We start from the raw sequence: 24870 nt of genomic DNA on the forward strand, positions 1-24870 counted from the left end.
GTAAAGCATCCGCAACACCTCAAGGAAGCGGTACGCACCTCCCCAACGCAAATCCATGCTTTTTTCCCCCGAAAATCATTCACCACGTCAATTATCTTTCAAAATAATCCATTTTTCTTTCATTGTGAGACCTAACTAACACTTTAAAACCTTTCAAAGTGATTATTATTATCCACAGATAGACAAAAACAAACGCCCTACAGGAGAGAAGAATGATAGAAACCATCACCCACGGCGCCGAGTGGTTCATCGGGCTGTTTCAGAAAGGCGGAGAAGTGTTCACCGGCATGGTGACCGGGATCCTGCCCCTGCTGATCAGCCTGCTGGTGATCATGAACGCGCTGATTAACTTTATCGGCCAGCAGCGCATTGAGCGCTTCGCCCAGCGCTGCGCCGGAAACCCGCTGTCCCGCTACCTTATACTGCCCTTTATCGGCACCTTCGTGTTCTGCAACCCGATGACCTTAAGCCTCGGCCGCTTTATGCCAGAGAAGTACAAGCCGAGCTATTACGCCGCCGCCTCCTACAGCTGCCATTCGATGAACGGCCTGTTCCCGCACATCAACCCCGGCGAACTGTTTGTCTATCTCGGGATCGCCAGCGGCCTTACCACGCTTGGCCTGCCGCTCGGCCCGCTGGCGGTGAGCTACCTGCTGGTCGGTCTGGTGACCAACTTCTTCCGCGGCTGGGTGACCGACCTCACCACCGCTATTTTCGAGAAAAAAATGGGCATCCAGCTTGAACAGAAAGTCCATCTTTCAGGAGCAACAGCATGAACCGGATCCGCATTGAGAAAGGCACAGGCGGCTGGGGCGGCCCGCTGGAGTTCGACGCCACCGAAGGCAAAAAGATTGTGTACATCACCGCGGGCACGCGCCCGGCGATCGTCGACACGTTGCGCGATCTGACCGGCTGGGAAGCGGTCGACGGATTCAAGGAAGGCGAACCGCCGGAAGCGGAAATTGGCGTGGCGGTGATCGACTGCGGCGGCACGCTGCGCTGCGGCATCTATCCGAAGCGCCGCATTCCGACGGTAAATATTCACTCCACCGGGAAATCCGGCCCGCTGGCGCAGTACATCGTTGAAGATATTTATGTGTCAGGCGTGAAGGAAGACAACATCACCCTGGTGAAGGGGACGTCTGCACCGCAAAAATCGGCCCCGCGCGAGTACGACACCAGCAAGAAAATTACCGAGCAGAGCGACGGCCTGCTGGCGAAGGTCGGGATGGGGATGGGGTCCGCCGTGGCGGTGCTGTTCCAGTCCGGGCGCGACACCATCGACACGGTGCTGAAGACCATTCTGCCGTTTATGGCGTTCGTCTCGGCGCTGATCGGCATCATCATGGCCTCAGGCCTGGGCGACTGGATTGCCCACGGCCTCGCCCCGCTCGCCAGCCACCCGCTTGGGCTGGTGACGCTGGCGCTGATCTGCTCCTTCCCGCTGCTGTCGCCGTTCCTCGGCCCGGGCGCGGTGATTGCTCAGGTTATCGGCGTGCTGATTGGCGTACAGATTGGTCTGGGGAATATTCCTCCGCACCTCGCCCTGCCCGCCCTGTTTGCCATTAACGCCCAGGCAGCGTGCGACTTCATCCCCGTGGGGCTGTCGCTGGCGGAAGCACGCCAGGACACCGTGCGCGTGGGCGTGCCGTCCGTGCTGGTCAGCCTCTTCCTGACGGGTGCGCCGACGGTGCTGATTGCCTGGTTTGTCTCCGGCTTTATTTATCAATAAGAGGTTCCTGCCATGACCGTGATTTACCAGACCACCATTACCCGCATCGGCCAGAGCGCGGCGGATGCGCTGAGCGACCAGATGCTGATCACCTTTCGCGAAGGGGCGCCTGCGGATATCGAAGAGTTTTGCTTTATCCACTGCCACGGCGAGTTGAACGGTGAGCTGAAGGCCGGGAGCCAGCTGGAGCTGGGCGAGGCGCGCTATGCCGTGACCGCCGTCGGCGACGTCGCTGAACAAAACCTGCGCGAGCTGGGCCACATCACCCTGCGTTTCGACGGCCAGCCGCAGGCGGAATATCCCGGCACGGTTCACGTAGCGGGCCCGGTTCCGCAGGCTGTCACCCCAGGCTGCACGTTAAAATTTGTTGCGTAATTAAGGAGATAGACATGAGTCAGGTTGCCGTTGTCATTGGTGGGGGACAAACCTTAGGCGAGTTCCTCTGCCGTGGGCTTGCCGCTGAGGGTTACCGCGTGGCGGTAGTGGATATTCAGAGTGAAAAGGCCGCCCGCGTGGCGGACACCATCAACACCGAGTTTGGTGAAGGAATGGCGTACGGGTTTGGCGCCGACGCCACCAGCGAGCAGAGCGTGATGGCGCTCGCCCGCGGCGTGGACGACATTTTTGGGCGTACCGACCTGCTGGTTTACAGCGCCGGCATTGCGAAAGCGGCCTTTATCAGCGACTTCGAGCTGGGGGATTTTGACCGCTCGCTGCAGGTCAATCTGGTGGGCTATTTCCTCTGCGCCCGCGAGTTTTCCCGTCTGATGATCCGCGACGGCATTCAGGGGCGCATCATTCAGATCAACTCAAAATCGGGGAAAGTGGGCAGCAAGCACAACTCCGGCTACAGCGCGGCGAAGTTTGGCGGCGTGGGGCTGACGCAGTCTCTGGCGCTGGATCTGGCCGAATACGGCATTACCGTCCACTCGCTGATGCTGGGCAATCTGCTGAAATCGCCGATGTTCCAGTCCCTGCTGCCGCAGTACGCCACAAAGCTCGGTATTAAAGCGGAAGAAGTGGAGCAGTACTACATCGATAAAGTGCCGCTCAAGCGCGGGTGCGACTATCAGGACGTGCTGAACATGCTGCTGTTTTACGCCAGCCCGAAAGCCTCGTACTGCACCGGACAGTCGATTAACGTCACCGGTGGGCAGGTGATGTTCTGAGTTCATTCCCCGGTGGCGCTGCGCTTACCGGGGCTATAATCCCCGTAGGCCGGGTAAGGCGCAGCCGCCACCCGGCAATTAAAGGAGCCGATATGGTCACCGCACTCATCACCGTCGCCGCCCTCGCCTGGCTCTGCCAGATGGCGTTTGGCGGCTGGCAAATCCATCGGTTTAACCGCGCGTTTGACGCCCTGTGCCAGAAAGGCCGCGTGGGCGTCGGGCGTTCCGGTGGACGTTTCAAGCCGCGGGTCGTCGTGGCTGTTGCGCTGGATGAAAACAACAAGGTCTGCGATTCCCTCATCATGCGCGGCATGACCGTCTTTGCCCGTCCGGTGAAAATCCAGGCAATCAACGGCATTTCGCTGCAGGAATTGCAGCCCGATGTGATCTTTCCCCATGATCCACTTTGTCAGAATGCACTATCATTAGCGCTTAATCTGAAACATGGATAATTTCGTTGTGAAAGATATAGACTTGCGAAATTATCATTTCGCAACCTAAGGAACGAAGCGCCTATGAAACCTCGTCAGCGGCAGGCGGCCATTCTTGAGCATCTGCAAAAGCAGGGAAAATGCTCGGTAGAGGATCTGGCCCACTACTTTGACACCACCGGCACGACGATACGCAAGGACCTCGTATTGCTCGAAAACTCTGGCGCCGTCATTCGAACCTACGGCGGCGTGGTGCTCAATAAAGACGAAGCGGACCCGCCTATCGACCACAAAACGCTGATCAATACCCACCAGAAAGCGCTGATTGCCGAAGCCGCCGTTAAATTTATCCACGATGGCGACTCGATCATTCTGGATGCCGGCAGTACCGTCCTGCAGATGATCCCCCTGCTCAGCCGCTTTAACAACATCACGGTGATGACCAACAGCCTGCACATCGTCAACGCCCTGTCGGAGAACGACTGCGAGCAGACCATCCTGATGCCCGGCGGCACCTTCCGTAAAAAATCCGCGTCGTTCCACGGGCAGCTGGCGGAGAACGCCTTCGACCACTTCAGCTTCGATAAACTGTTTATGGGTACCGACGGCATCGACCTGAACGCGGGCGTCACGACGTTTAACGAGGTGTTCAGCGTCAGTAAAGCCATGTGCAACGCCGCGCGGGAAGTGATTTTGATGGCAGACTCGTCGAAGTTTGGCCGCAAAAGCCCCAACATTGTCTGTAGCCTTGAAAGCGTTGATAAGCTGATTACCGACGCGGGTATCGATCCGGCGTTCAAAAAAGCGCTGGAAGAGAAAGGCATCGACGTGATCGTAACCGGAGAGAGAGATGAGTGATTTTCTGTTAGAAACGGGCCGCCAGACGCTGATGCTGGAGCTGCAGGAAGCCAGCCGCCTGCCGGAACGTCTGGGCGAGGATTTTGTCCGCGCGGCCAACACCATTATCCACTGCGAAGGCAAAGTGATCGTGGCGGGCATCGGTAAATCCGGCCATATCGGCAAAAAGATTGCCGCGACGCTGGCCAGCACCGGCACCCCGGCCTTCTTCGTGCACCCTGCCGAAGCGCTGCACGGCGATCTGGGAATGATTGAGAGCCGCGATGTGATGCTGTTTATCTCCTACTCCGGTTCGGCGAAAGAGCTGGACCTGATTATTCCACGCCTGCAGGAAAAATCGGTCGCCCTGCTGGCGATGACCGGGAAATCCCGCTCGCCCCTGGCGCTGGCCGCCAAAGCGACGCTGGATATTTCCGTTGAGCGTGAAGCCTGTCCGATGCACCTCGCCCCCACCTCCAGCACCGTGAATACCCTGATGATGGGCGACGCGCTGGCGATGGCGGTGATGCAGGCGCGCGGCTTTAACGAAGAAGATTTCGCCCGCTCGCATCCGGCGGGGGCGCTCGGGGCACGCCTGCTCAACAAGGTCCACCACCTGATGCGCACAGAAGATGCGATTCCGCAGGTCAAGCTCAATACCAGCGTCATGGACGCGATGCTGGAGCTGAGCCGTACCGGTCTGGGGCTGGTGGCGGTGTGCGATGACGACGGATACGTCAAAGGCGTGTTCACCGACGGCGACCTGCGCCGCTGGCTGGTGGGCGGCGGTAAGCTGGAAACAGACGTGTCGGACGCCATGACCCAGGGCGGGCTGACGCTGAACGCCGAGAGCCGCGCCATTGAAGCCAAAGAGGTGCTGATGAAGCGCAAAATCACCGCCGCACCGGTGGTGGATGACACCGGCAGGCTGTGCGGTGCCATCAACCTGCAGGATTTCTATCAGGCCGGGATTATCTAACCCTTCAGCCCGAGACGCTTCGCCAGCCGGTGCAGGTTGGCGACGTCCATCTCCAGCGCCCGGGCGCACGCCGCCCAGTTGCGGTTGTTCTGATCCAGCGCGCGGGTAATCATCTGACGCTGAAACGCCTCTGTCGCGTCACGCAGATTTTCATTCGCTCTCTCTGGTACAGCCTGCGCAATAGACGCAATTTCATCATGCTGCGCAAAATGCCGGGCATGTATAACCACTTCATCACCCGAACGCGTCGCTCGCGCCAGCACCACCGCGCGGTGAATCGCGTGCTCCAGCTCGCGCACGTTGCCCGGCCAGCCGTAGCTCAGCAGATGCGCCCTCGCCCCCGGGCTTAACACCACGCGGGAAAGCCCCATCCTGAGACGGCACTGTTCGCAGAAATAGCCCGCCAGCAGCACCACGTCGTCCCCGCGCTCGCGCAGCGGCGGCACGGTAAGCGGAAACACGCTCAGGCGGTGGAACAGGTCGGCGCGGAACTGTCCGGCCAGCACCGCCTCACGCAGGTCGCGGTTGGTTGCCGCCAGCACGCGAACGTCCACTCTGTGACTGCGGTCGTCCCCCACGCGCTGGATATCGCCGTACTGCAATACGCGCAGGAGTTTGGCCTGGAGCGACAGGGAAAGCTCGCCAATTTCATCCAGAAACAGCGTGCCGTTATCGGCCATTTCGAACTTGCCGCTGCGGTTGCTGATGGCGCCGGTAAACGCCCCTTTGACGTGGCCAAACAATTCGCTTTCCGCCACGCTTTCCGGTAGCGCGGCGCAGTTGAGGTACACCAGCGGACTGACCGCGCGCGGCGACGCTTCGTGAATCGACTTCGCCACCAGCTCCTTGCCGGTGCCGGTCTCCCCGAAGATCAGCACGTTCAAATCGGACGCGGCAACAATCTCAATCTCTTTTTTGAGCTGCGCCATGCCCGGCGAGAGGCCAATCATCTCCGTGTGCGTCACCTGCTCAAACGCCGCCGGGCTGCCGGGAGAAATATTCTGACTCTCCAGCTGTTCAATCAGCAGCGCATTGTTCAGCGCCCCGGCGGCCAGGGCGGCAATCAGGCGAAGCTCCTCATCGCTGAAGGTATCGAACTGGTCCGGCGAAAGGCCGTCGAGGGTCAGCGCCCCAATCAGATTCTGCCCGGCAAACAGCGGCAGGCCAATACAGGCGTGCACCTTCAGGCTCTCCTGTCCTGGAATCAGCCCGTCATATGGGTCGGGCAGATCGCTGTCCGCCGGGAAGCGCACCACGTCACCCGCGCGGGCAATGGTCTCCAGACGCGGATGGCCTTCAAGGGTAAAGCGCCGCCCGAGCACGTCCTTCGCCAGGCCGTCGATGGCCAGGGGAATAAACTGCCGCCCCTCGTAGCGCAGCAGCGCCGAGGCGTCGCACGCCAGCACGTGGCGCAGCGTGGAGATCAGCCGCTGGAAGCGGTCCTGATGACCAATATCGGTTTGCAGTTCAATGGCGATTTTCGCCAGCACGTCTACGGAAAAGCTCATCTCTGCCTCGCTGTCATTTTGACAATGCATGTTGTCATAGTGACACTGTTTTTAATAGTCATAATGACTACCCATTTCGGATCGTCAAAGCATTAACCTATAAAAATCAATAGATTAAAAGTTGGCACGCGGCTTGATATAAGCAAACCATCCTATTTGAAAACGCGATATTACGCTGAGGTTTGCTATGTCTATTCTGGTTAAAAATAACATTCATTGGGTGGGTCAACGTGACTGGGAAGTGCGCGATTTCCACGGGACGGAATATAAAACGCTGCGCGGCAGCAGCTACAACAGCTATCTCATTCGTGAAGGTAAAAATGTGCTGATCGATACCGTCGATCACAAGTTCAGCCGCGAGTTCGTGCAGAACCTGCGCGGCGAAATCGATCTGAACGCCATCGACTACATCATCGTCAACCACGCGGAGGAGGATCACGCCGGGGCCCTGACCGAGCTGATGTCGTATATTCCGGACACCCCGATCTACTGTACCACCAACGCCATCGACTCGATCAACGGTCACCACCACCATCCGGAGTGGAACTTCCACACCGTGAAAACGGGCGACGCGCTGGATATCGGCAACGGCAAGCAGCTGATCTTCGTGGAAACGCCGATGCTTCACTGGCCGGACAGCATGATGACCTACATGACCGGCGACGCGGTGCTGTTCAGCAACGACGCCTTCGGCCAGCACTACTGCGATGAACGTCTGTTCAACGACGAGGTGGATCAGACCGAGCTGTTCGAACAGTGCCAGCGCTACTACGCCAACATCCTCACCCCGTTCAGCCGTCTGGTGACGCCTAAAATCACCGAGATCCTCGGCTTTAACCTGCCGGTGGAGATGATTGCCACCTCCCACGGCGTGGTGTGGCGTGAAAACCCCACCCAGATCGTGGAGCTATACCTGAAGTGGGCGGCGGATTATCAGGAAGACCGCATCACGATCTTCTACGACACCATGTCCAACAACACCCGCATGATGGCGGACGCCATTGCCCAGGGCATCAACGAAGTGGACCCGAACGTGGCGGTGAAAATCTTCAACGTGGCGCGCAGCGATAAAAACGAGATCCTCACCAACGTCTTCCGCTCCAAGGGCGTGCTGGTGGGTACGTCCACCATGAACAACGTGATGATGCCGAAGATTGCCGGTCTGGTCGAAGAGATGACCGGCCTGCGTTTTCGCAACAAGCGCGCCAGCGCCTTTGGCTCCCACGGCTGGAGCGGCGGTGCGGTCGACCGCCTTTCCACCCGTTTACAGGATGCAGGGTTTGAGATGTCGATGAGCCTGAAGGCGAAATGGCGGCCGGATATCGACGCCCTGGAAATCTGCCGCCAGCACGGCCGCGACATTGCCCGTCAGTGGGCGCTCGCACCGCTGCCGGAAACCGCCCCCGCCGCGGCGGTTGCGCCGGAAGCCGTAGCTGAAGCCGCCGCTGCCGACCTCGGTCCTTGCATGCAGTGCAGCGTGTGCCAGTGGATTTACGACCCGGAACGGGGCGAGCCGCTGCTGGATGTCGCCCCGGGCACGCCGTGGAGCGAGGTGCCGGACAATTTCCTCTGCCCGGAATGTTCCCTCGGGAAAGACGTCTTTGATGAACTGGCAACGGAGGCAAAATGAGCCACGGTATCGTCATTATCGGCTCGGGCTTTGCCGCCCGCCAGCTGGTGAAAAATATCCGCAAGCAGGACGCTAACGTGCCGCTGACGCTGATCGCCGCCGACAGCATGGACGAGTACAACAAGCCTGATTTAAGCCACGTCATTAGCCAGAACCAGCGCGCAGACGATCTCACCCGCCAGACGGCGGGGGCGTTCGCAGAACAGTTTAACCTGCGTCTGTTTCCGTACACCTGGGTTACCGATATCGACGCCAACGCCCGTCTGGTGAAAGCGAAAGATAAAACCTGGCACTACGACAAGCTGGTGCTGGCCACGGGTGCCTCCGCGTTTGTGCCGCCGGTTGAGGGCCGCGAGCTGATGGTCACGCTCAACAGCCAGCAGGCGTATCAGGCGAGCGAAACGGAGCTTCGCGACGCCACGCGGGTAATGATTGTCGGCGGCGGGCTGATCGGTACCGAGCTGGCGATGGACTTCTGCCGTGCGGGTAAATCCGTGACCCTGGTCGACCACGCGGCGAGCATTCTGTCAGCGCTGATGCCCGCGGAAGTGAGCAGTCGCTTACAGCATCGTCTGACCGACATGGGCGTGCATCTGCTGCTGAAATCGCAGCTGCAGAGCCTGAGCAAAACCGGCAGCGGCATACGTGTGACGCTCGACCGCAGCCGCAGCGTGGAGGTGGATGTGGTGATTGCGGCGACGGGGCTGCGCCCGGAAACGGCGCTGGCGCACCGCGCAGGCGCCGAAATCAACCGCGGCGTGAAGGTTAACAGCTACCTGCAAACCACCCAGCCGGACATGTATGCCCTGGGCGACTGCGCGGAAATTAACGGCCAGGTGCTGCCGTTCCTGCAACCGATTCAGTTAAGCGCCATGTGCCTGGCGAAAAACCTGCTCGGCGGCAACGCCCCGGTGAAATTACCCGCCATGCTGGTCAAAGTGAAAACGCCGGAAGTGCCGCTGCATCTCGCAGGTGAAACGCAGCGTCAGGATCTGGACTGGCAGATTGCCCTTTCGCCGCAGGGCATGGTGGCGCGCGGCACCGATACCGACGGTCAGATGCGCGCCTTTGTCGTCAGTGAGGACAGGATGAAGGAGGCCTTCGCCCTGCTGAAATCGCTCCCTGCTTAACCCTCCGGTTGCCGGGTGGCGCTCCGCTTACCCGGCCTACATGCAGACCCGTGCAAGCGGAGCGCCACCGGACTGGGTCGTTCAGGAACGTACCACCAGCGCGTCGTAGCCGCGCCAGCGGTAATTCGCCATGGAGATCAGCCAGCAGGCGACAAACAGACCCACGACGACAAATCCGGCGTTGCCCAGATTGTCGTTCACCGCGCCAATCAGATCCCAGAGGCCGCCGCTGAGGGCAAATTTATCCATCAGCAGACCCAGCGCTTCCAGCCCTCCGATAAACAGCGCCACCACCACGGAGGTGCCGGTGATGGTCATGTTGTAGTAAAGCTTGCGCTGCGGTTTGTTAAACGCCCAGCCGTAGGCACCCACCATCAGCAGGTTGTCGAGGGTATCCACCAGCGCCATGCCGCTGGCGAAGAGTGCCGGGAAGATCATGATTGACCACACCGACATTCCGCTGGACGCGCTGGCGGCAGAGATCCCCAGCACGCCGATCTCGGTGGCCGTATCAAAGCCGAGACCAAACAGGAAACCGACCAGGTACATCTGCCAGCTTTTATTGACGAGGCGGAAGGTCTTGCCAAACAGCCAGTTCATCACCCCGCCCTGAGCAGGTAGCGTGATGTCGTCCTGCACCGGCCTGCCGCGTTTTAGCGCCTGAAAATTGCGCCAGACGCCGCGCAGGATCACCATATTCACCAGCGCCATCGCCAGCAGGAAGGTCGCGGAAACGGCGGTGCCAATCAGGCTGCCGGTTTCGTGGAACCACGCCATGTTCTTCTGAAACGCCGTGGCGGTAGCGGCGATGGCAATGGAGGCCAGCACCACGATGGTGGAGTGGCCCAGCGAGAACCACGCCCCCACGCCGGACGGGCGTTTGCCCTGCTGCATCATCTTACGCGTCACGGTATCAATGGCGGCAATGTGGTCAGCGTCCACCGCGTGACGCAGTCCGTAGCACCACGCCAGCAGGCTTGCCGCCATCAGCGCCGTGCTGCCGCTAAAGGTGTGCCATGCCCATCCCCAGGCCAGCAGGTTTGCCATTACCAGAGCCAGCAGCAGGAGCGCGGCGCGAGGTTCATTGCGTAACAGTCGTAACATTTTAAGTCCTTTGTAAACATGACCGGGCTGCGGCGACCACCGCCTGCCCGAAGGAGATCGCTCCGTCACCTGCGGGCAGGCGCGAAGGAAAAAGAAGCGTAAAGTCAGAAAGATAATGACGCAGACGCGCGCGCAGCAGACGGTTGTGCAATACCCCGCCGCTGAGGCAGATTGTCGACAGCGACAGGCGCCGGGCGTGAAACGCGGCGAGCTGCGCCAGCCCTTTTGCCAGCGCGTCGTGAAACGCCCAGGCGCGCGCGCAGGGCTCCGCCTGCCAGCTCAGCCACTGCTGCCAGAAAAGCGCGAGATTATCCGCGTCCAGCGTCACCGGATGGTCGACACCCGCGCACTGCGATGCCAGGGCTTCCAGCCGGCAGGCGGCCTCACCTTCCCAGGATTGGGTTTCGATACCCAGCGCGCAGGCGACTGCATCAAACAGGCGACCGCAGGACGAGGCCCGCGGCGCGTTGAGGCCACGCTGGATCGCCGTCGCCAGCAGCGGCCAGTTCTGGCGCTGCACCGCGTGGGTTTCCGGGTACTGCTGCCAGTCAGGCACAAACGCCAGGCAGTGGGCGAGCAGATTGCGCCACGGCTGCCGCGCCGCCAGATCGCCGCCCGGCAGCGCAACGGCAGGCAGGCCACCCAGATGCGCGTATTCGAGATAGCTGACCCGCAGGCACTCTCCACCCCACAGCGCGCCGTTTTCCCCCATGCCGATCCCGTCCAGCGTCAGGGCGATAACGTCTCCGCCCTCGCGCGGCCAGCCGTTTTCGGCCAGGCACGCCGCCGCGTGAGCGTGATGGTGGTGTACCTCTTCAAGGGGCAACGCCTGCGCTTGCGCCCACTGGCGAGCGCGATACCCCGGATGGGCATCGCACACCACGCGCGTCGGCTGAAAGGCGTAAATGTCCTGCATCACCGACAGCGCCGAACGCCACTGCGCTTCCACACCCTCGTCACCGAGATCGCCAAAATGCTGGCTCAGCACCGCCTGGTTCCCACGCACCAGGCAGAAGGTGTTTTTCATCTCCGCCCCGGTGCACAGCATGGCGGGGATATTGTCGAACCCGGCAGGCAACGTGATGGCATCGGGCACAAAGCCGCGCGCGCGACGCAGCATCGCACCGTCCCGATCCATCACCGAATCGTCCATCCGCTGCAGGATATCGCGGTTATGCAGCAGGAAGCCGTCCGCGATGCCGCTGAGCTCATCCAGTGCCTGGCGGTTGGTGACGGCAGGCGGTCTGCCGCTGAGGTTGCCGGAGGTCATCACCAGCGGGCGCTGGCAGTCCATCATCAGAAGATGCTGCAGCGGGTTCGCAGGAAGCATGATGCCCACGGAATCCAGACCGGGTGCGATACCTTCCGGGAGCGCGGGCAGCCAGGCTTTTGGCGTGAGCACAATGGGTGCGGCGGGTGAGCGTAGCAGCGCCTGAACCGTCTCCGGCAGGTCATCCGCATGTGGGATCATTACCGCCAGCGGCTTCGACGGGCGCTGCTTGCGTGACCGAAGCGTCGCGACCGCCTGCGGGTTACGCGCATCGCAGACGAGGTGAAAGCCGCCCAGCCCTTTAACCGCAACAATACCGCCGCTTTTCAGCATCGCCACCGCCGCGCGCAGCGCAGCCTCGCGCTCAGCGGTCATGTCGCCCGCACGCCACGCCAGCGCGGGTCCGCAGTCCGGGCAGGCGACCGGCTGGGCGTGAAAACGGCGGTCGGCAGGATTACGGTACTCTGCTTCACACGGCCCGCAGAGCGGGAACGGCGCCATTGCCGTGGCCGGGCGGTCGTAGGGCATGGCGCGGATAATGGTAAACCGCGGCCCGCAGTGGGTGCAGTTGATAAACGGATAGCGATAGCGGCGTTCGCGTGGGTCGCCCATCTCAGCCAGACACGCCGGACAGGTCGCGGCATCGGGGACAATCTGGGTGTCCATCGTCCCGGCCCCGCTGTGGCGGATGGTAAAGTCCTCCGGCACGTGCGCCCAGGTAAACGGCTGCGCTTCCACGCGATCAATGCGTGCCAGCGGCGGGCAGTCCTGATGCAGCCTCGCGGTAAAGGCCCCCCCATTACCCGCGAGGCGCACCAGCACGCCCTCTCCGTCATTGCAGACGTCACCGGTCAGTTGAAGCGCCTGCGCCAGCTGCCAGACGAAGGGACGAAACCCCACGCCCTGCACCTTGCCGCGCACCCGCAGCTGAACGCCGTTGCTGCTCATACGGTTCAGAACAGCAGTGATGACGAGGTGTCGAACGCCGCGCGACGGCGCTTTTCGGCGCTCATCTGCTCAAGCTTGTCGCGATCCACGCAGACCAGCGCGTGCGTCGGGCAGGCTTCCATACAGGCCGGGCCGGCCTCACGGTGGTAGCACAGGTCGCACTTGTTGGCTTCGGCTTTCTCCGCCCGCACGCTCAGCCCCATGCCGCTGTTGCGCACGACCGGACGGACCACCACCTCCATCGCGCCATACGGGCAGGCAACCACGCAGGTTTTGCAGCCAATGCAGCGCTCCTGCATCACGTGCACAAAGCCTTTCTCGCGTTTAATCGCCCCGTTCGGGCAGACGTTCGCGCACGGTGCGTCTTCGCACTGGCGACAGATGGCGGCGGTAGAAATATTCACGCCTTTGATGACGTGGATGCGCGGCAGGAAGGTGTCAGGGGTAAGCGACGCGCAGTCCTGCTCCGCCTGATGGGAAACCACGCACGCCACTTCACAGGTACGGCAACCAATACACTTACTGGCATCGGCCATAATAAAACGGTTCATCTGCTTCTCCAGCATTACAGTTATGCGCGGAGATATTCATAAACCGTGCCAATAATTAACACATTGATTTTATAGAACTTTAAAAATCGCAGCGGCGCTGTCATCGTCACTTATGACGATGACAGCTGTCGACATCAGCGGTGTGGGCCGTCAATAACCGAGTCGCGCAGGACAAGCTCGCCGGAGAAGGTTTGCTGATATTTAAACTCGCCGCCGTCGAGCATGAAGATCAGGCGGCTGATGGTCTCCTGAATCATCTCCGTTACCGGAATGCGTACGCTGGAGAGCGACGGCACGATGTAGGGCGCGATGGCCACATCGTCGAAACCGATCACCGACACCGCGTCCGGCGTGGCCACGCCGCTGTCGTGCAGCTGCTTCAGGGCACCGATGGCCATATCGTCATTGCTCGCCACCAGCGCCGTAAAGCGCTCACCGCGCGCAAGCAGGTCGGACACCGCCGCCGCGCCGCTGGCGGGGTTCCACTTCCCCTGCGCGATCAGCCCCTCGCGCAGCGGAATACCGTGCTGCGCCAGCGCGTCCTTGTAGCCGGAGAGACGCTCGACCCCGGTGGGGGAATCCATCGAGCCGGTGATAAAGGCGATCTCCCGATGCCCTTTCGCAATCAGCTGTGACACCGCGTCCTGGCTGGAGGCTTTATGATCGGACCAGACGCTGTGGCTGCTGTTTTTCCGCAGGCGGCGGTTGAGCACCATAATGGGCTGCTCGCACTTCTCGACGATCGCATCCATCTCATCCACGCTCAGAAAACGCGGATAGATGATCACCGCGTCGCAGCGCATATCCAGCAGATACTGGATCGCCTCGCGCTCCTCATCGGCGCTGTGCTTGCCGTCCGCGAGGATCAGCTGTCGCCCTTTCTCTTCGGTCATGCGCGCGGCGTGAAACAGCAGTTCGCTAAAGTAGACGCCGTGATAAAGGGTGTTCGTCACCACCAGCCCCAGGGTCTGGGTGCGTTTGGTCGCCAGGTTGCGCGCCAGCAAATTTGGGCGATAGCCGCTCTCTTCAATGGCCTGAAACACCCGGTCTTTGGTCTCCTGGCTGACGTAGCCATTACCCGACAGCACCCGGGACACCGTCGCTTTCGAAACGCCTGCCCGCTTCGCCACTTCCAGCATCGTGGTCATGTTTTTTTTCCATCCGAAACTCATGCGGGCAGTGTACTGCACTGCAGAAAAATTGTCGCAGCGGCGACATCACGCTTTCGGCATCTCATTGCGATCTGAATCACGAAAAAGAAAAATGTTCAAAAAGCGATCTTGTTTCATCAAAAGAAACTCATGATGATTATGTGGAACCGGTTTCCTACATTTCACACAACGATAACAGGATCACATCCGATGGCCAAAAATTACGCTGCGCTGGCGAACGACGTTATCAGCGCGCTGGGCGGCAAAGAGAACATCGTCGCCGTCACCCACTGCATGACGCGACTGCGTTTCGTTCTGAAAGACGAAACCCTCACCGACGTTGCGCGCCTGAAAAGCATCAGCGGCGTGCTCGGCGTGGTGCGCAATGACAACCAGTGTCAGGTCATTATTGGCAACACCGTTTCACAGGCGTACCGCGAAGTGGTGAGTCTGTTGCCAACCAGCCTGCAGCCTGCCGTACCGGAAGGTCCGCAGAAACTGACCTTACGCCGCATTGGTGCCGGGATCCTCGACGCACTGATCGGCACCATGTCCCCGCTGATCCCGGCGATCATCGGCGGTTCAATGGTCAAGCTGCTGGCGATGATCCTTGAGATGACCGGCGTGCTGCCAAAAGGCGCGCCGACGCTCACCATTCTGACCGTCATCGGCGACGGCGCGTTCTTCTTCCTGCCGCTGATGGTAGCGGCCTCGGCGGCGGTGAAGTTCAAAACCAATATGTCGCTGGCGATCGCCATCGCGGGCGTGCTGGTACACCCGAGCTTTATCGAGCTGATGGCGAAAGCCGCGCAGGGCGAACACGTTGAGTTCGCCTTTATTCCGGTGACGGCGGTGAAATACACCTACACCGTCATCCCGGCACTGGTGATGACCTGGTGCCTGTCGTACATCGAACGCTGGGTAGATCGCATTACCCCGGCGGTAACCAAAAACTTCCTGAAGCCGATGCTGATCGTGCTGATTGCCGCCCCGCTCGCCATCGTGCTGATTGGCCCGCTCGGGATCTGGATCGGTAGCGCCATCTCCGCGCTGGTCTACACCATTCACGGCTATCTGGGCTGGCTCTCCGTCGCCATCATGGGCGCACTCTGGCCGCTGCTGGTGATGACCGGGATGCACCGCGTGTTTACGCCGACCATCATTCAGACCATCGCCGAAACGGGCAAGGAAGGGATGGTCATGCCGTCGGAAATCGGCGCTAACCTGTCGCTCGGCGGCTCGTCGCTGGCGGTGGCCTGGAAAACCAAAAACCCGGAGCTGCGCCAGACGGCGCTGGCGGCAGCGGCCTCCGCCATTATGGCGGGGATCTCTGAACCGGCGCTGTACGGCGTGGCGGTGCGTCTGAAACGTCCGCTGATTGCGAGCCTGATCAGCGGCTTTATCTGCGGGGCGGTCGCCGGTATGGCCGGTCTCGCCAGCCACTCGATGGCGGCGCCGGGGCTATTCACCAGCGTGCAGTTCTTCGACCCGGCCAACCCGATGACCATCGTCTGGGTGTTTGGCGTGATGGGTCTGGCAGTGGTGCTGTCGTTTATTCTGACCCTGATACTGGGCTTTGAGGATATTCCGGTCGAAGACGAGGCTGAAAAAGCGCGCGCCCTGCAGACCGCACCGGTACAGAACAACGCAGCAAAAGCATAAATTGAAAGCGAGGTAAGAATGTCTGTTTTTCCACAAGGATTTTTATGGGGCGGCGCGCTTGCCGCCAACCAGAGCGAAGGGGCTTACCGTGAAGGCGGCAAAGGGCTGACGACGGTCGATATGATCCCCCACGGCGCGAATCGCCTGGCGGTGAAGCTCGGTAAGGAAAAGCGTTTCTCGCTGCGTGACGACGAGTTCTACCCGAGCCACGAGGCGATTGATTTTTACCATCGCTATAAAGAGGACATCGCCCTGATGGCGGAGATGGGCTTTACGGTGTTCCGCACCTCGATCGCCTGGAGCCGCCTCTATCCGAACGGCGACGAGCCGCTGCCGAACAAAGAAGGCATTGCCTTTTACCGCGCGGTGTTCGAGGAGTGCAAAAAGTACAACATCGAGCCGCTGGTGACCCTCTGCCACTTTGACGTGCCGATGCACCTGGTGACGGAGTACGGCTCCTGGCGCAACCGCAAGATGGTCGATTTCTTTGCCCGCTACGCCCGCACCTGCTTCGAAGAATTTAACGGGCTGGTGAAATACTGGCTGACCTTCAACGAAATCAACATTATGCTGCACAGCCCGTTCTCCGGGGCGGGACTGGTGTTTGAGGAAGGCGAAAACGAAGACCAGGTGAAATACCAGGCCGCGCACCACGAGCTGGTGGCGAGCGCGCTGGCGACCAAAATTGCCCACGAGGTAAACCCGGAAAACCAGGTCGGCTGCATGCTGGCGGGCGGTAACTTCTACCCCTACTCCTGCAAGCCGGAAGACGTGTGGATGGCGCTGGAGAAAGACCGCGAGAACCTGTTCTTTATCGACGTGCAGGCGCGCGGCCGCTATCCGGCCTATTCTGCCCGCGTGTTCCGCGAGAAAGGCGTGGTAATTGTGAAAGACCCGGGCGATGACGAACTGCTGAAAAATACCGTCGATTTTGTCTCGTTTAGCTACTACGCCTCGCGCTGCGCCTCGGCGGACATGAACGCGGGCAACACCAGCGCGGCGAACATCGTGAAGTCCCTGCGCAACCCGCACATCCAGGTGAGCGAATGGGGCTGGGGCATCGACCCGCTCGGCCTGCGTATCACCATGAACATGATGTACGACCGCTACCAGAAGCCGCTGTTCCTGGTGGAAAACGGCCTCGGCGCGAAGGACGTCATCGATGAAAACGGCGAGATCAACGACGACTACCGCATCAGCTACCTGCGCGAGCACATCCGCGCGATGGGCGACGCGATTGAGGACGGCGTACCGCTGATGGGCTACACCACCTGGGGCTGCATTGACCTTGTCTCGGCCTCAACCGGGGAGATGAGCAAGCGTTACGGGTTTGTGTACGTCGACCGCGACGACGCCGGGAACGGCACGCTGGAGCGGAAACGCAAGAAATCGTTCGGATGGTATAAGAAGGTGATTGCGAGTAACGGGGCGGATCTCGAGTAGCCTGTTTTGCCGGGTGGCGGCTTCGCCTTACCCGGCCTACAAAACCGTAGGCCCGGTAAGCGTAGCGCCACCGGGCGCTGCTCAGAGCTGAGAAAAACCTCCATCCCCAACCCACCCGGCAAGCCGTGAATACACCACGTCCACCGCCTCTTTCACCGGCGGCGTCATCGGGTAATAAAACCCGACAATGTCCGGCTGAATGCCCAAAAACAGCACCTCGCCCACGTCACCTTTGATCTGATCCACGAGGTAGTTCAGCGGCATATTGTGGGTGGTCATCATAAACATCTCGGCGATATCGTCCGGGTCAATCAGGCGGATCTCGCCGGGGTTGAGCCCCATATCGGTGGCATCGACGATTAACAGCCTGTCCGGGCGCAGCTCGCGGATGGCCACCACGTCGTTTTCCGGCGCGCTGCCGCCGTCAATCACCACCCAGTCGCCCTGCGGGTTGGCGGCACACATCTCTGCGAGCAGCGGACCCGCGCCGTCATCGCCCATCATGCTGTTGCCGACACACAGTAAAACGTCAGTCACGTAATCTCCTCACCATCAGGTAGATGGCGCTCTCCTGATGAATATCATGCAGCATGCCGAGCAGCGTTTTGCTCCACGCCTGCTGCTCGGGGGTTTGCCTGCCGAGCGCCGCGTCAAAGGCGTTTGCGAGCATGGCAATGTGGTTCGCATCGATCACGATCTCGCCGTACTTCGGCACGCCTTCCATTTTGCGCCGCGCCGTACTGCCCTCCTCCAGCGTGGCAATCCACGCCAGGTATTCCGGCCAGGGGCAGCTCAGCGCGGCCTCCAGGCAGTCAATCACCCCGAGGTGATGCCCAATCGCCAGGCTGTAATAGACCACCTGCTGCGCCGCATCCGGCGTGGCATCGTTCTCATCAATAAACTTACGGCTCAGCTGGCTGAACACCACCGTTTCACTCATCGGATACGCGCCTCATCGACGATGCTGTTCAGGTTCGCCACAATCTCATTGAGGCGCGGATCGTTTTCCGCCTCCAGCCAGCGTGCCACCTGGTGGTCGCCCTGGCTCAGCAGGCGCAGATAATCATCGGCAATCTGGCGCCCGTAGCGGTACCCCGCCAGCCTGCGCGCCGTGCGGTCAACCTTCACCCGCAGCGGCTGCACCATGTCCGGGTGCAGAATGGCGGCCGGCTGGTTGTCGAGTTCGCCCGGCTCGCGCGCGTGGATTTTCTGCTCCAGCAGGCCGAGCGCCATCGCGAAGCCGTACAGCGTCGCAGCGGGCGTCGGCGGGCAGCCCGGAATGTAGACGTCCACCGGCACGATTTTGTCGGTGCCGCCCCAGACGCAGTAGAGGTCATGGAAGATGCCGCCGCTGTTGCCGCAGGCGCCGTACGAGATGCAGATTTTCGGATCGGGCGCGGACTGCCAGGCGCGCAGCGCGGGCGAGCGCATGGCGCGGGTGACGGCCCCGGTGAACAGCAGGATGTCCGCATGACGCGGGGACGGCACCACTTTGATGCCGAAGCGCTCGGCATCAAACAGCGGCGACAGCGTAGCGAAGATCTCAATCTCGCAGCCGTTGCAGCCGCCGCAGTCCACGCGGTAGACGTAGGCCGAGCGTTTGATTTTTTTCAGCAGCGACGCCTTCATGCTGGCGATGGATTCGTCCACCGTCATCGGCACCGGAATGCCGTTCGCGTCGCGCGGGCCCAGTAGGTTTTCCATCAGCTGGCCTCTCTCATGTGGCGGGTGATATCAATGCGGTCGGACGGCAGCAGGCATTTCTGACGCTTGCACGCCGGGCAGGTTTCGAAGCTTTCGCGGTGATGTTCCGCGCGCGCGTCGCCGTTGTGCTGCAGCAGCGCGATGGCGTAGTCGATCTCTTTTTGCACGGCGAACGGGCGCTGGCAGACGCGGCAGTGGCACAGGTCAAAGCGCGACTGCTGCAGGAAATCCTCTTTCTTCCACACCGCCAGCTCGTACTCCTGCGACAGGCGAATGGCGACCGTCGGGCAGACCTCCTCGCAGCGGCCGCAGAAGATGCAGCGTCCAAGGTTAAACTGCCAGGCCAGCTCGCCGGTTTTGAGATCCGTTTCCACCGTCAGGGCATTCGACGGACAGGCATTGACGCAGGCCGCGCAGCCGATGCACTGCTGCGGGTTGTGCTCCGGCTTGCCGCGAAAGTTTTTGTCGACCGGCATCGGCTCCAGCGGATAGCGGCTGGTCTGCGTGCCGGTTTTGATCACTTTTTTGATAAAGGTAAACATGACGAATCCTTATTTCAGCGGCGAGTTCTTACGCTCGATGCTGTAGCGCTCAAGCTCTTTGTACGGCACCACCTGGCTTTTCTTCTTGCGCACGTCCACGACGGTCATGCGGTCGGTGCAGGAGTAGCACGGGTCGAGGCTGCCGATGATCAGCGGCGCGTCGGAGACCGTGTTGCCGCGCAGCATGTAGCGCAGGGTTGGCCAGTTGGCGTAGGTCGCCGCACGGCAGCGCCAGCGGTAGAGCTTCTGGTTGTCGCCGGTCATGCTCCAGTGGATGTCGTCCCCGCGCGGCGCTTCGGCAAAGCCGAGGGCAAAGCGGTTTGGAATGTAGGTGAAGCCTTCCACCATCAGCGGGCCGCCCGGCAGGTTGTCCAGACCGAAGTCGATCATGTTCAGCGCGGTGAACACCTCGTTGATGCGCACCTTCAGACGGGAAATGACGTCGCAGCCCTGCTCGCTGTGCACGGTCATCGGCAGCAGGCCGTAGCCGACGAACGGGTGATCGGCACGCGTGTCGCGGGCGTGGCCGCTGGCGCGCACCATCGGGCCGACGTTGCTGAAGTCGCGGGCAATCTCCGGGTCAAGACGGCCAATGCCGACGGTGCGCTGCTCGATGTTGGGGGTGCTGAGCAGCATATCCACCAGCTCCTGCACGTCCCGGCGCATCTGCTGCGCCAGCTGGCGGGTCTGGATCATGTCGTTTTTCAGCAGGTCGCGGCGGATCCCGCCGATCAGGTTCAGACCGTAAGTTTTGCGCGCCCCGGTGAGGATCTCCGCCATCTTCATCGACGCTTCGCGCACGCGGAAGAACTGCATAAACCCGGAGTCAAAGCCGACGAAGTGGCAGGCCAGGCCGAGGTTCAGCAGGTGCGAGTGCAGGCGCTCCACCTCCAGCAGGATGGCGCGGATCATCTGCGCGCGTTCCGGCACCACGATCCCCATGCCGTTCTCTACCGAGGTGGTGTAGGCGGTGCTGTGGGCGAAGCCGCAGATGCCGCACACGCGGTCAGAAAGAAACGTCACTTCGTTGTAGCCCATGCGGGTCTCCGCCAGCTTCTCCATGCCGCGGTGGACGTAGAACAGGCGGTAGTCGGCGTCGATAATGTTTTCGCCGTCAACGAACAGGCGGAAGTGGCCCGGCTCGTCAGAGGTGACGTGCAGCGGGCCGATCGGCACCACGTTATTCTTCTTGCTGCCCAGCTCGTTGATGAACTCGTAGGTTTCGCTGTCGGTAGTCGGCGCCGGACGCTGGCGGTAGTCCATGCTGTCTTTGCGCAGCGGATAGAGTTCGTCCGGCCAGTCGTCCGGCAGCACCAGACGGCGCTCGTCCGGCAGGCCAACCGGCACCAGGCCATACATATCGCGCACTTCGCGCTCGCCCCAGACGGCGGCGGGCACGCGCGGCGTGACGGACGGGTATTCCGGTTTATTCGGGTCGACCTCGACGCGCACGGTGATCCAGCACTTCTCGCCCTGCTCCATCGACATCACGTAGTACACCGCGTAACTGCCGCACAGCTGGCGCTCGTCGTTACCGAACAGCACCGACAGCCAGCCGCCCTGCTGGTAGTAGAGAAACTCCACCACTTCCGGCAGATAGTTCACCTTAATGGTGACGGTGATCTGGTCTTTGGTTTGCCAGGACTCCTCCAGCACCACGCCCGGGAAAGCCTGATGCAACGCGGCGAGATACTGCTGACCTTTCTTTTCTTCAGACATAAATACTCTCTTTAATCACGCCACCAGCAAGGAGACGAACGCTAAAAATGCAAAACCAAACCCGGCCCAGGTGATGCGGGACGTTTCCACAAAACGCAGGCGCGCCATGCTGTTTTCGAACAGGGCAATGACCAGCACGCCGACCAGCAGCTTGAGGGCGGCAACCACGACGGCCAGCAGCAGACCGCCCGCGGAGAAGTGCGTCATCTGCCCCCACGGGAAGAAGACGCCGACAAACATCTGCAGCACCACCAGCTGTTTGAGGCTGATGCCCCACTTCAGCACCGCAAAGCCGTAGCCGCTGTATTCGGTGAGCGGCCCTTCCTGCAGCTCCTGCTCGGCTTCGGCCAGATCGAACGGCAGCTTGCCCATCTCGATAAACGTGGCGAACGCGCAGGCGCACAGCGCCAGCACCAGCGGAAGGGAGCGGGCAACTGGCCAGTGGTAAATGGTGTCGGTGATAAAGCTGATGTGCGTGGAACCCGCAACCTGCGCGGCGACCCACAGCCCCAGCAGCAGGATCGGCTCAACCAGCACGCCGAGCATCGCCTCGCGACTGGCACCGATGCCGGTAAACGGGCTCCCGGTGTCGAGACCCGCAATCGCAAAGAAGAAGCGGGCAATGGCGAAGAGGTAGATAAGCGTAATCAGATCGCCAAGCACGGGCAGGGGCGAAGCCACCGTTACCACCGGCAGCGCGGTGGCGATGGTGAGCATCACGCCGACCATCACGAACGGCGTCAGGCGGAAGACCCAGCCTGCGGCATCCGGGGCCACGCTCTGGCGAGAAAGTAGCTTGAAGAGATCGCGGTACTCCTGCAGTACGCCAGGCCCGCGACGGTTGTGCATCCGGGCGCGCGCCACGCGCGTGATGCCCGACAGCAGCGGCGCGGCGGCGAACAGCACCAGCGCCTGAAGAATTGCCAGTAACAGACTCATGTCAGGCTCCTCGTGAAATCACAATCACTACCAGCACCGCCAGCTCGATCAACGCCAGACGGCGGAACAGCGCGGGCGCGGCAGCGTTCTGCCAGCCGGGTACCCAGCCCACCGGGTTCAGCCAGTGGCGCAGCTTCAGCACGGCGGCGAAGTTCTCTTTCACCGGCATAGCAAAACCGTGGGCGGTGATGACCATCGACTGTTCGTGTTCATAACCGCAGGCCCACGCGGCACCGCGCGAGCGGGAGGTGAGCCGGTCGCGTTTGAAGAACAGCATCAGCACGAACGGCAGCAGCGGCGCGGCAATCAGCAGCAGTGCAATCATCGGCTGGGAAACGACGGTGTGCGCCGTCTCAAGCGGCAGCGGAATGGCGTGGCCCAGCAGCGGCAGCAGCCACGGCGCGGCAACCCCGCCCGCAATGCAGCACAGCGCCAGCGCGACCACGCTTACGCCCATCAGTAGCGGTGCGCAGCAGGCGTTCTCAGCCTCACGCGTACGCGGTGCGCCAAGGAAGGTCACGCCATAGACTTTCGCCATGCACATCACCGCCAGCGCCCCGGTAATCGCCAGCCCGGCCGCCAGCAGCGGGCCGAGCTGGCGTGCGATAAACGCCTCGCTCTGACCGAGGGCGAAGAAGGACTGATAGATCACCCACTCCCCGGCAAAGCCGTTCAGCGGCGGCAGCGCGGCCATCGCCATCAGCCCGACCAGCATCGCCAGCGAAATCACCGGCATTTTTTTGCCAATCCCACCGAGCTTTTCGATATCCCGATGACCGGTGCGGAACCAGACGCTGCCCGCGCCGAGGAACAGGGTGCTTTTAAACAGGCTGTGGTTAACGAGGTGATACAGACCGCCGATAAAGCCGGCGGCAATCAGCGCCGGTTGATTAAGCGCCAGCCCGGTCACCCCCGCGCCCATGCCGAGCAGGATGATGCCGATATTCTCCAGCGTGTGGTACGCCAGAAGACGCTGGATATTGTGCTCCATCAGCGCGTACAGGCCGCCGATGAAGGCGGTGATCATGCCCGCAATCAGCAGCACCACGCCCCACCACAGCGGCGGCTGGCCGCCGGTCAGCGTCATCGCCAGAATCCCGAACAGACCGACCTTCATCACCACCACAGAAAACAGCGCGGCAGCGGGCGCGGAGGCATTCGCATGCGCCTGCGGCACCCAGCCGTGCAGCGGGATAATCCCGGCCAGCAGGCCAAAGCCGATCACGCCCAGCAGCCAGACGTCATTGCCCAGCGGATGCCCGTTAAGCGCAGCGAACTCCAGCGTGCCGAAACGCTGCCACACCCGCCAGCAGGCCAGCGCCAGCAGCAGCGTCCCGAGGCGTCCCAGCGCAAACCACACTTTCCCGGAGGCGCTGCAGCCGGTCAGGAACACGCCGCACAGCGCCATAATCTCTGCCATCACCACCAGCGCGCCGAGGTTGCTGGCGATCACGGTGCACACCGCCGTCGCCATCAGCAGGTTCACCAGCAGGCCGTTGGCTTTGGCGTGCGGATGGCGGTGCCAGTCGATATTGAACAGGCTGATAAACAGCCCGCACAGGCCAAAGGTCACCAGCCAGATGGCGTTCAGCGGCGTAATCGCAACGGTGTGGCGAATCAGCGGCATCACGGCCTCTGCGGACTGCCCGCCGAGCAGGACAACCCCACCCGCCGCCAGCGTCATCAGGCTGCCGACCGCCCCGCCGATCCCGGCGATCCAGCCGCTCAGGGTTTTATGGAATGACAGAAGCCACGCCAGCACGGCGGCGGCGGCAAAGTACGCCACGGCGCTGGTAATCATCGTAATCGCGTTCATTTCACCCCCTCGTTGAGCGTCTGCAGAAGCGAAAGATCGCCGACGTCGGTATTAATGGTCAGCTCGCGCTTGCGCTTGCTGGTGCGGGCGATGTCGCGAATATTCACCAGAATCAGCGCTTTGGTTGGACAGGTGCGCACGCAGGCCGGGCCCTGTTCATCGAAGCTGCACAGGTCACACTTCACCGCCACGGCACGGATGCCGGGCACCCAGTCCAGCAGCGTGCTGACGCGTGCAGGCGCCGGAGGTGCGGGCGGGGCTTTAGGCGAGTTGGCATTGGCCGGAATATGCAGCGGGCGGCTGCCGGAGAATTCAATCGCACCGAACGGGCAGGCAATGCCGCACAGCTTGCAGCTTACGCACAGGCTTTCGTTCAGCTGGACTGCGCCATCCACGCGGGTGATGGCGTTCACGGGACAGACACCCGCGCAGGGGGCATCTTCACAGTGATGGCAGAGCTGCGGGGCAGACTCTTTTTCATTACGCATGACGTGCAGGCGCGGCATGGACTGTAGCCCATGCAGGCGATGCGTTTCCGAACACGCCGCCTCACAGGTTCGACAGCCAATACAGACCGTCGAGTCAGCAATTACAAAACGGTTCAC

General features: G+C 61.4%; 24 protein-coding genes. 11 read left to right on the forward strand and 13 right to left on the reverse strand.

What is annotated here, in order from left to right:
- Positions 1 to 212 precede the first annotated feature (212 nt).
- The 7 genes from srlA (at position 213) to gutQ (ending at position 5148) form a co-directional block, all read left to right on the forward strand.
- The gene (srlA, locus tag ACHH0Z_RS09245; protein ID WP_003862164.1) at positions 213 to 776 is read left to right on the forward strand and encodes a PTS glucitol/sorbitol transporter subunit IIC; all 564 of its coding nucleotides are present in this window, start codon (positions 213 to 215) and stop codon (positions 774 to 776) included.
- Complete coding sequence (locus tag ACHH0Z_RS09250) at positions 773 to 1732, forward strand: PTS glucitol/sorbitol transporter subunit IIB (RefSeq protein WP_395149527.1); 960 nt, start codon at positions 773 to 775, stop codon at positions 1730 to 1732. The genes srlA and ACHH0Z_RS09250 overlap by 4 nt, the downstream gene beginning before the upstream one ends.
- Before the next feature lie 12 nt (positions 1733 to 1744).
- Entirely contained in the window at positions 1745 to 2107 is a 363-nt protein-coding gene (gene srlB / locus ACHH0Z_RS09255; protein WP_008499554.1) for a PTS glucitol/sorbitol transporter subunit IIA, read from the forward strand.
- 14 nt (positions 2108 to 2121) lie between these two features.
- Positions 2122 to 2901 (forward strand): sorbitol-6-phosphate dehydrogenase, encoded by a 780-nt coding sequence (gene srlD / locus ACHH0Z_RS09260; protein WP_008499555.1) that lies wholly within the window; start codon positions 2122 to 2124, stop codon positions 2899 to 2901.
- Positions 2902 to 2993: 92 nt separating this feature from the next.
- Positions 2994 to 3353 carry a transcriptional regulator GutM gene (gene gutM / locus ACHH0Z_RS09265; protein WP_008499556.1) on the forward strand — a complete coding sequence of 120 codons (360 nt, stop codon included), beginning with the start codon at positions 2994 to 2996 and terminating at the stop codon, positions 3351 to 3353.
- A gap of 63 nt (positions 3354 to 3416) precedes the next feature.
- Positions 3417 to 4190, forward strand: a complete 774-nt coding sequence (locus ACHH0Z_RS09270) for a DNA-binding transcriptional repressor (protein ID WP_008499558.1) — start codon at positions 3417 to 3419, stop codon at positions 4188 to 4190.
- Positions 4183 to 5148, forward strand: coding sequence for an arabinose-5-phosphate isomerase GutQ (gene gutQ, locus ACHH0Z_RS09275; RefSeq protein ID WP_021241948.1), 966 nt, complete (start codon positions 4183 to 4185; stop codon positions 5146 to 5148). Before ACHH0Z_RS09270 ends, gutQ begins: the two co-directional genes overlap by 8 nt.
- Here gutQ and norR read toward each other — a convergent pair.
- A complete protein-coding gene (norR, locus tag ACHH0Z_RS09280; RefSeq protein ID WP_045408584.1) occupies positions 5145 to 6656 on the reverse strand; it encodes a nitric oxide reductase transcriptional regulator NorR in 1512 nt (503 codons plus the stop codon). The genes gutQ and norR overlap by 4 nt on opposite strands.
- A 187-nt stretch (positions 6657 to 6843) precedes the next feature.
- Here norR and norV point away from each other — a divergent pair, with 187 nt between their 5' ends.
- Both norV and norW read left to right on the forward strand, forming a co-directional pair.
- On the forward strand, positions 6844 to 8286 hold the full coding sequence (gene norV / locus ACHH0Z_RS09285) for an anaerobic nitric oxide reductase flavorubredoxin (RefSeq protein WP_045408581.1): 1443 nt from the start codon (positions 6844 to 6846) through the stop codon (positions 8284 to 8286).
- The gene (gene norW, locus ACHH0Z_RS09290; RefSeq protein WP_045408579.1) at positions 8283 to 9416 is read left to right on the forward strand and encodes an NADH:flavorubredoxin reductase NorW; all 1134 of its coding nucleotides are present in this window, start codon (positions 8283 to 8285) and stop codon (positions 9414 to 9416) included. Before norV ends, norW begins: the two co-directional genes overlap by 4 nt.
- An 81-nt stretch (positions 9417 to 9497) precedes the next feature.
- On the opposite strand, the gene ACHH0Z_RS09295 is transcribed toward norW, so the two are convergent.
- The 4 genes from ACHH0Z_RS09295 to ACHH0Z_RS09310 form a co-directional block, all read right to left on the reverse strand.
- A complete protein-coding gene (locus ACHH0Z_RS09295; RefSeq protein ID WP_023325958.1) occupies positions 9498 to 10520 on the reverse strand; it encodes a HoxN/HupN/NixA family nickel/cobalt transporter in 1023 nt (340 codons plus the stop codon).
- A gap of 1 nt (position 10521) precedes the next feature.
- Positions 10522 to 12738, reverse strand: a complete 2217-nt coding sequence (hypF, locus tag ACHH0Z_RS09300) for a carbamoyltransferase HypF (protein ID WP_045408576.1) — start codon at positions 12736 to 12738, stop codon at positions 10522 to 10524.
- Positions 12739 to 12743: 5 nt separating this feature from the next.
- On the reverse strand, positions 12744 to 13289 hold the full coding sequence (gene hydN, locus ACHH0Z_RS09305; protein WP_008499565.1) for an electron transport protein HydN: 546 nt from the start codon (positions 13287 to 13289) through the stop codon (positions 12744 to 12746).
- A 134-nt stretch (positions 13290 to 13423) separates the two neighbouring features.
- Entirely contained in the window at positions 13424 to 14437 is a 1014-nt protein-coding gene (locus ACHH0Z_RS09310) for a LacI family DNA-binding transcriptional regulator (RefSeq protein ID WP_023325960.1), read from the reverse strand.
- A gap of 213 nt (positions 14438 to 14650) precedes the next feature.
- On the opposite strand from ACHH0Z_RS09310, the gene ascF reads away from it, so the two are divergent.
- Both ascF and ACHH0Z_RS09320 read left to right on the forward strand, forming a co-directional pair.
- Entirely contained in the window at positions 14651 to 16102 is a 1452-nt protein-coding gene (ascF, locus tag ACHH0Z_RS09315) for a PTS cellobiose/arbutin/salicin transporter subunit IIBC (RefSeq protein ID WP_045408572.1), read from the forward strand.
- Positions 16103 to 16120: 18 nt separating this feature from the next.
- Positions 16121 to 17545 carry a 6-phospho-beta-glucosidase gene (locus ACHH0Z_RS09320; RefSeq protein ID WP_045408569.1) on the forward strand — a complete coding sequence of 475 codons (1425 nt, stop codon included), beginning with the start codon at positions 16121 to 16123 and terminating at the stop codon, positions 17543 to 17545.
- An 81-nt stretch (positions 17546 to 17626) separates the two neighbouring features.
- Here the strand turns inward: ACHH0Z_RS09320 and hycI are convergent, their stop codons facing one another.
- From hycI to ACHH0Z_RS09360, 8 genes are read right to left on the reverse strand one after another with little or no spacing between them, the layout of a single operon-like run.
- Positions 17627 to 18082 carry a hydrogenase maturation peptidase HycI gene (gene hycI, locus ACHH0Z_RS09325; RefSeq protein WP_032664243.1) on the reverse strand — a complete coding sequence of 152 codons (456 nt, stop codon included), beginning with the start codon at positions 18080 to 18082 and terminating at the stop codon, positions 17627 to 17629.
- Positions 18075 to 18485, reverse strand: coding sequence for a formate hydrogenlyase maturation HycH family protein (locus ACHH0Z_RS09330; protein ID WP_023294422.1), 411 nt, complete (start codon positions 18483 to 18485; stop codon positions 18075 to 18077). Before ACHH0Z_RS09330 ends, hycI begins: the two co-directional genes overlap by 8 nt.
- A complete protein-coding gene (locus ACHH0Z_RS09335) occupies positions 18482 to 19249 on the reverse strand; it encodes an NADH-quinone oxidoreductase subunit B family protein (RefSeq protein WP_021241938.1) in 768 nt (255 codons plus the stop codon). The genes ACHH0Z_RS09330 and ACHH0Z_RS09335 overlap by 4 nt, the downstream gene beginning before the upstream one ends.
- Entirely contained in the window at positions 19249 to 19791 is a 543-nt protein-coding gene (locus ACHH0Z_RS09340; protein WP_008499573.1) for a formate hydrogenlyase complex iron-sulfur subunit, read from the reverse strand. Before ACHH0Z_RS09340 ends, ACHH0Z_RS09335 begins: the two co-directional genes overlap by 1 nt.
- Before the next feature lie 9 nt (positions 19792 to 19800).
- Positions 19801 to 21510 carry a formate hydrogenlyase subunit HycE gene (gene hycE / locus ACHH0Z_RS09345; protein WP_025912384.1) on the reverse strand — a complete coding sequence of 570 codons (1710 nt, stop codon included), beginning with the start codon at positions 21508 to 21510 and terminating at the stop codon, positions 19801 to 19803.
- A gap of 15 nt (positions 21511 to 21525) precedes the next feature.
- On the reverse strand, positions 21526 to 22449 hold the full coding sequence (locus tag ACHH0Z_RS09350) for a respiratory chain complex I subunit 1 family protein (RefSeq protein WP_045408566.1): 924 nt from the start codon (positions 22447 to 22449) through the stop codon (positions 21526 to 21528).
- Between the two features lies 1 nt (position 22450).
- Positions 22451 to 24265: a formate hydrogenlyase subunit 3 gene (hycC, locus tag ACHH0Z_RS09355; RefSeq protein WP_045408563.1), complete on the reverse strand. Its 1815-nt coding sequence runs from the start codon at positions 24263 to 24265 to the stop codon at positions 22451 to 22453.
- Positions 24262 to 24870, reverse strand: coding sequence for a 4Fe-4S dicluster domain-containing protein (locus tag ACHH0Z_RS09360; RefSeq protein ID WP_045408561.1), 609 nt, complete (start codon positions 24868 to 24870; stop codon positions 24262 to 24264). Before ACHH0Z_RS09360 ends, hycC begins: the two co-directional genes overlap by 4 nt.

Origin of the sequence: Enterobacter cloacae complex sp. 2024EL-00227 (assembly GCF_043945315.1) — a bacterium.
GTDB classification, from domain to species: Bacteria; Pseudomonadota; Gammaproteobacteria; order Enterobacterales; family Enterobacteriaceae; genus Enterobacter; species Enterobacter roggenkampii.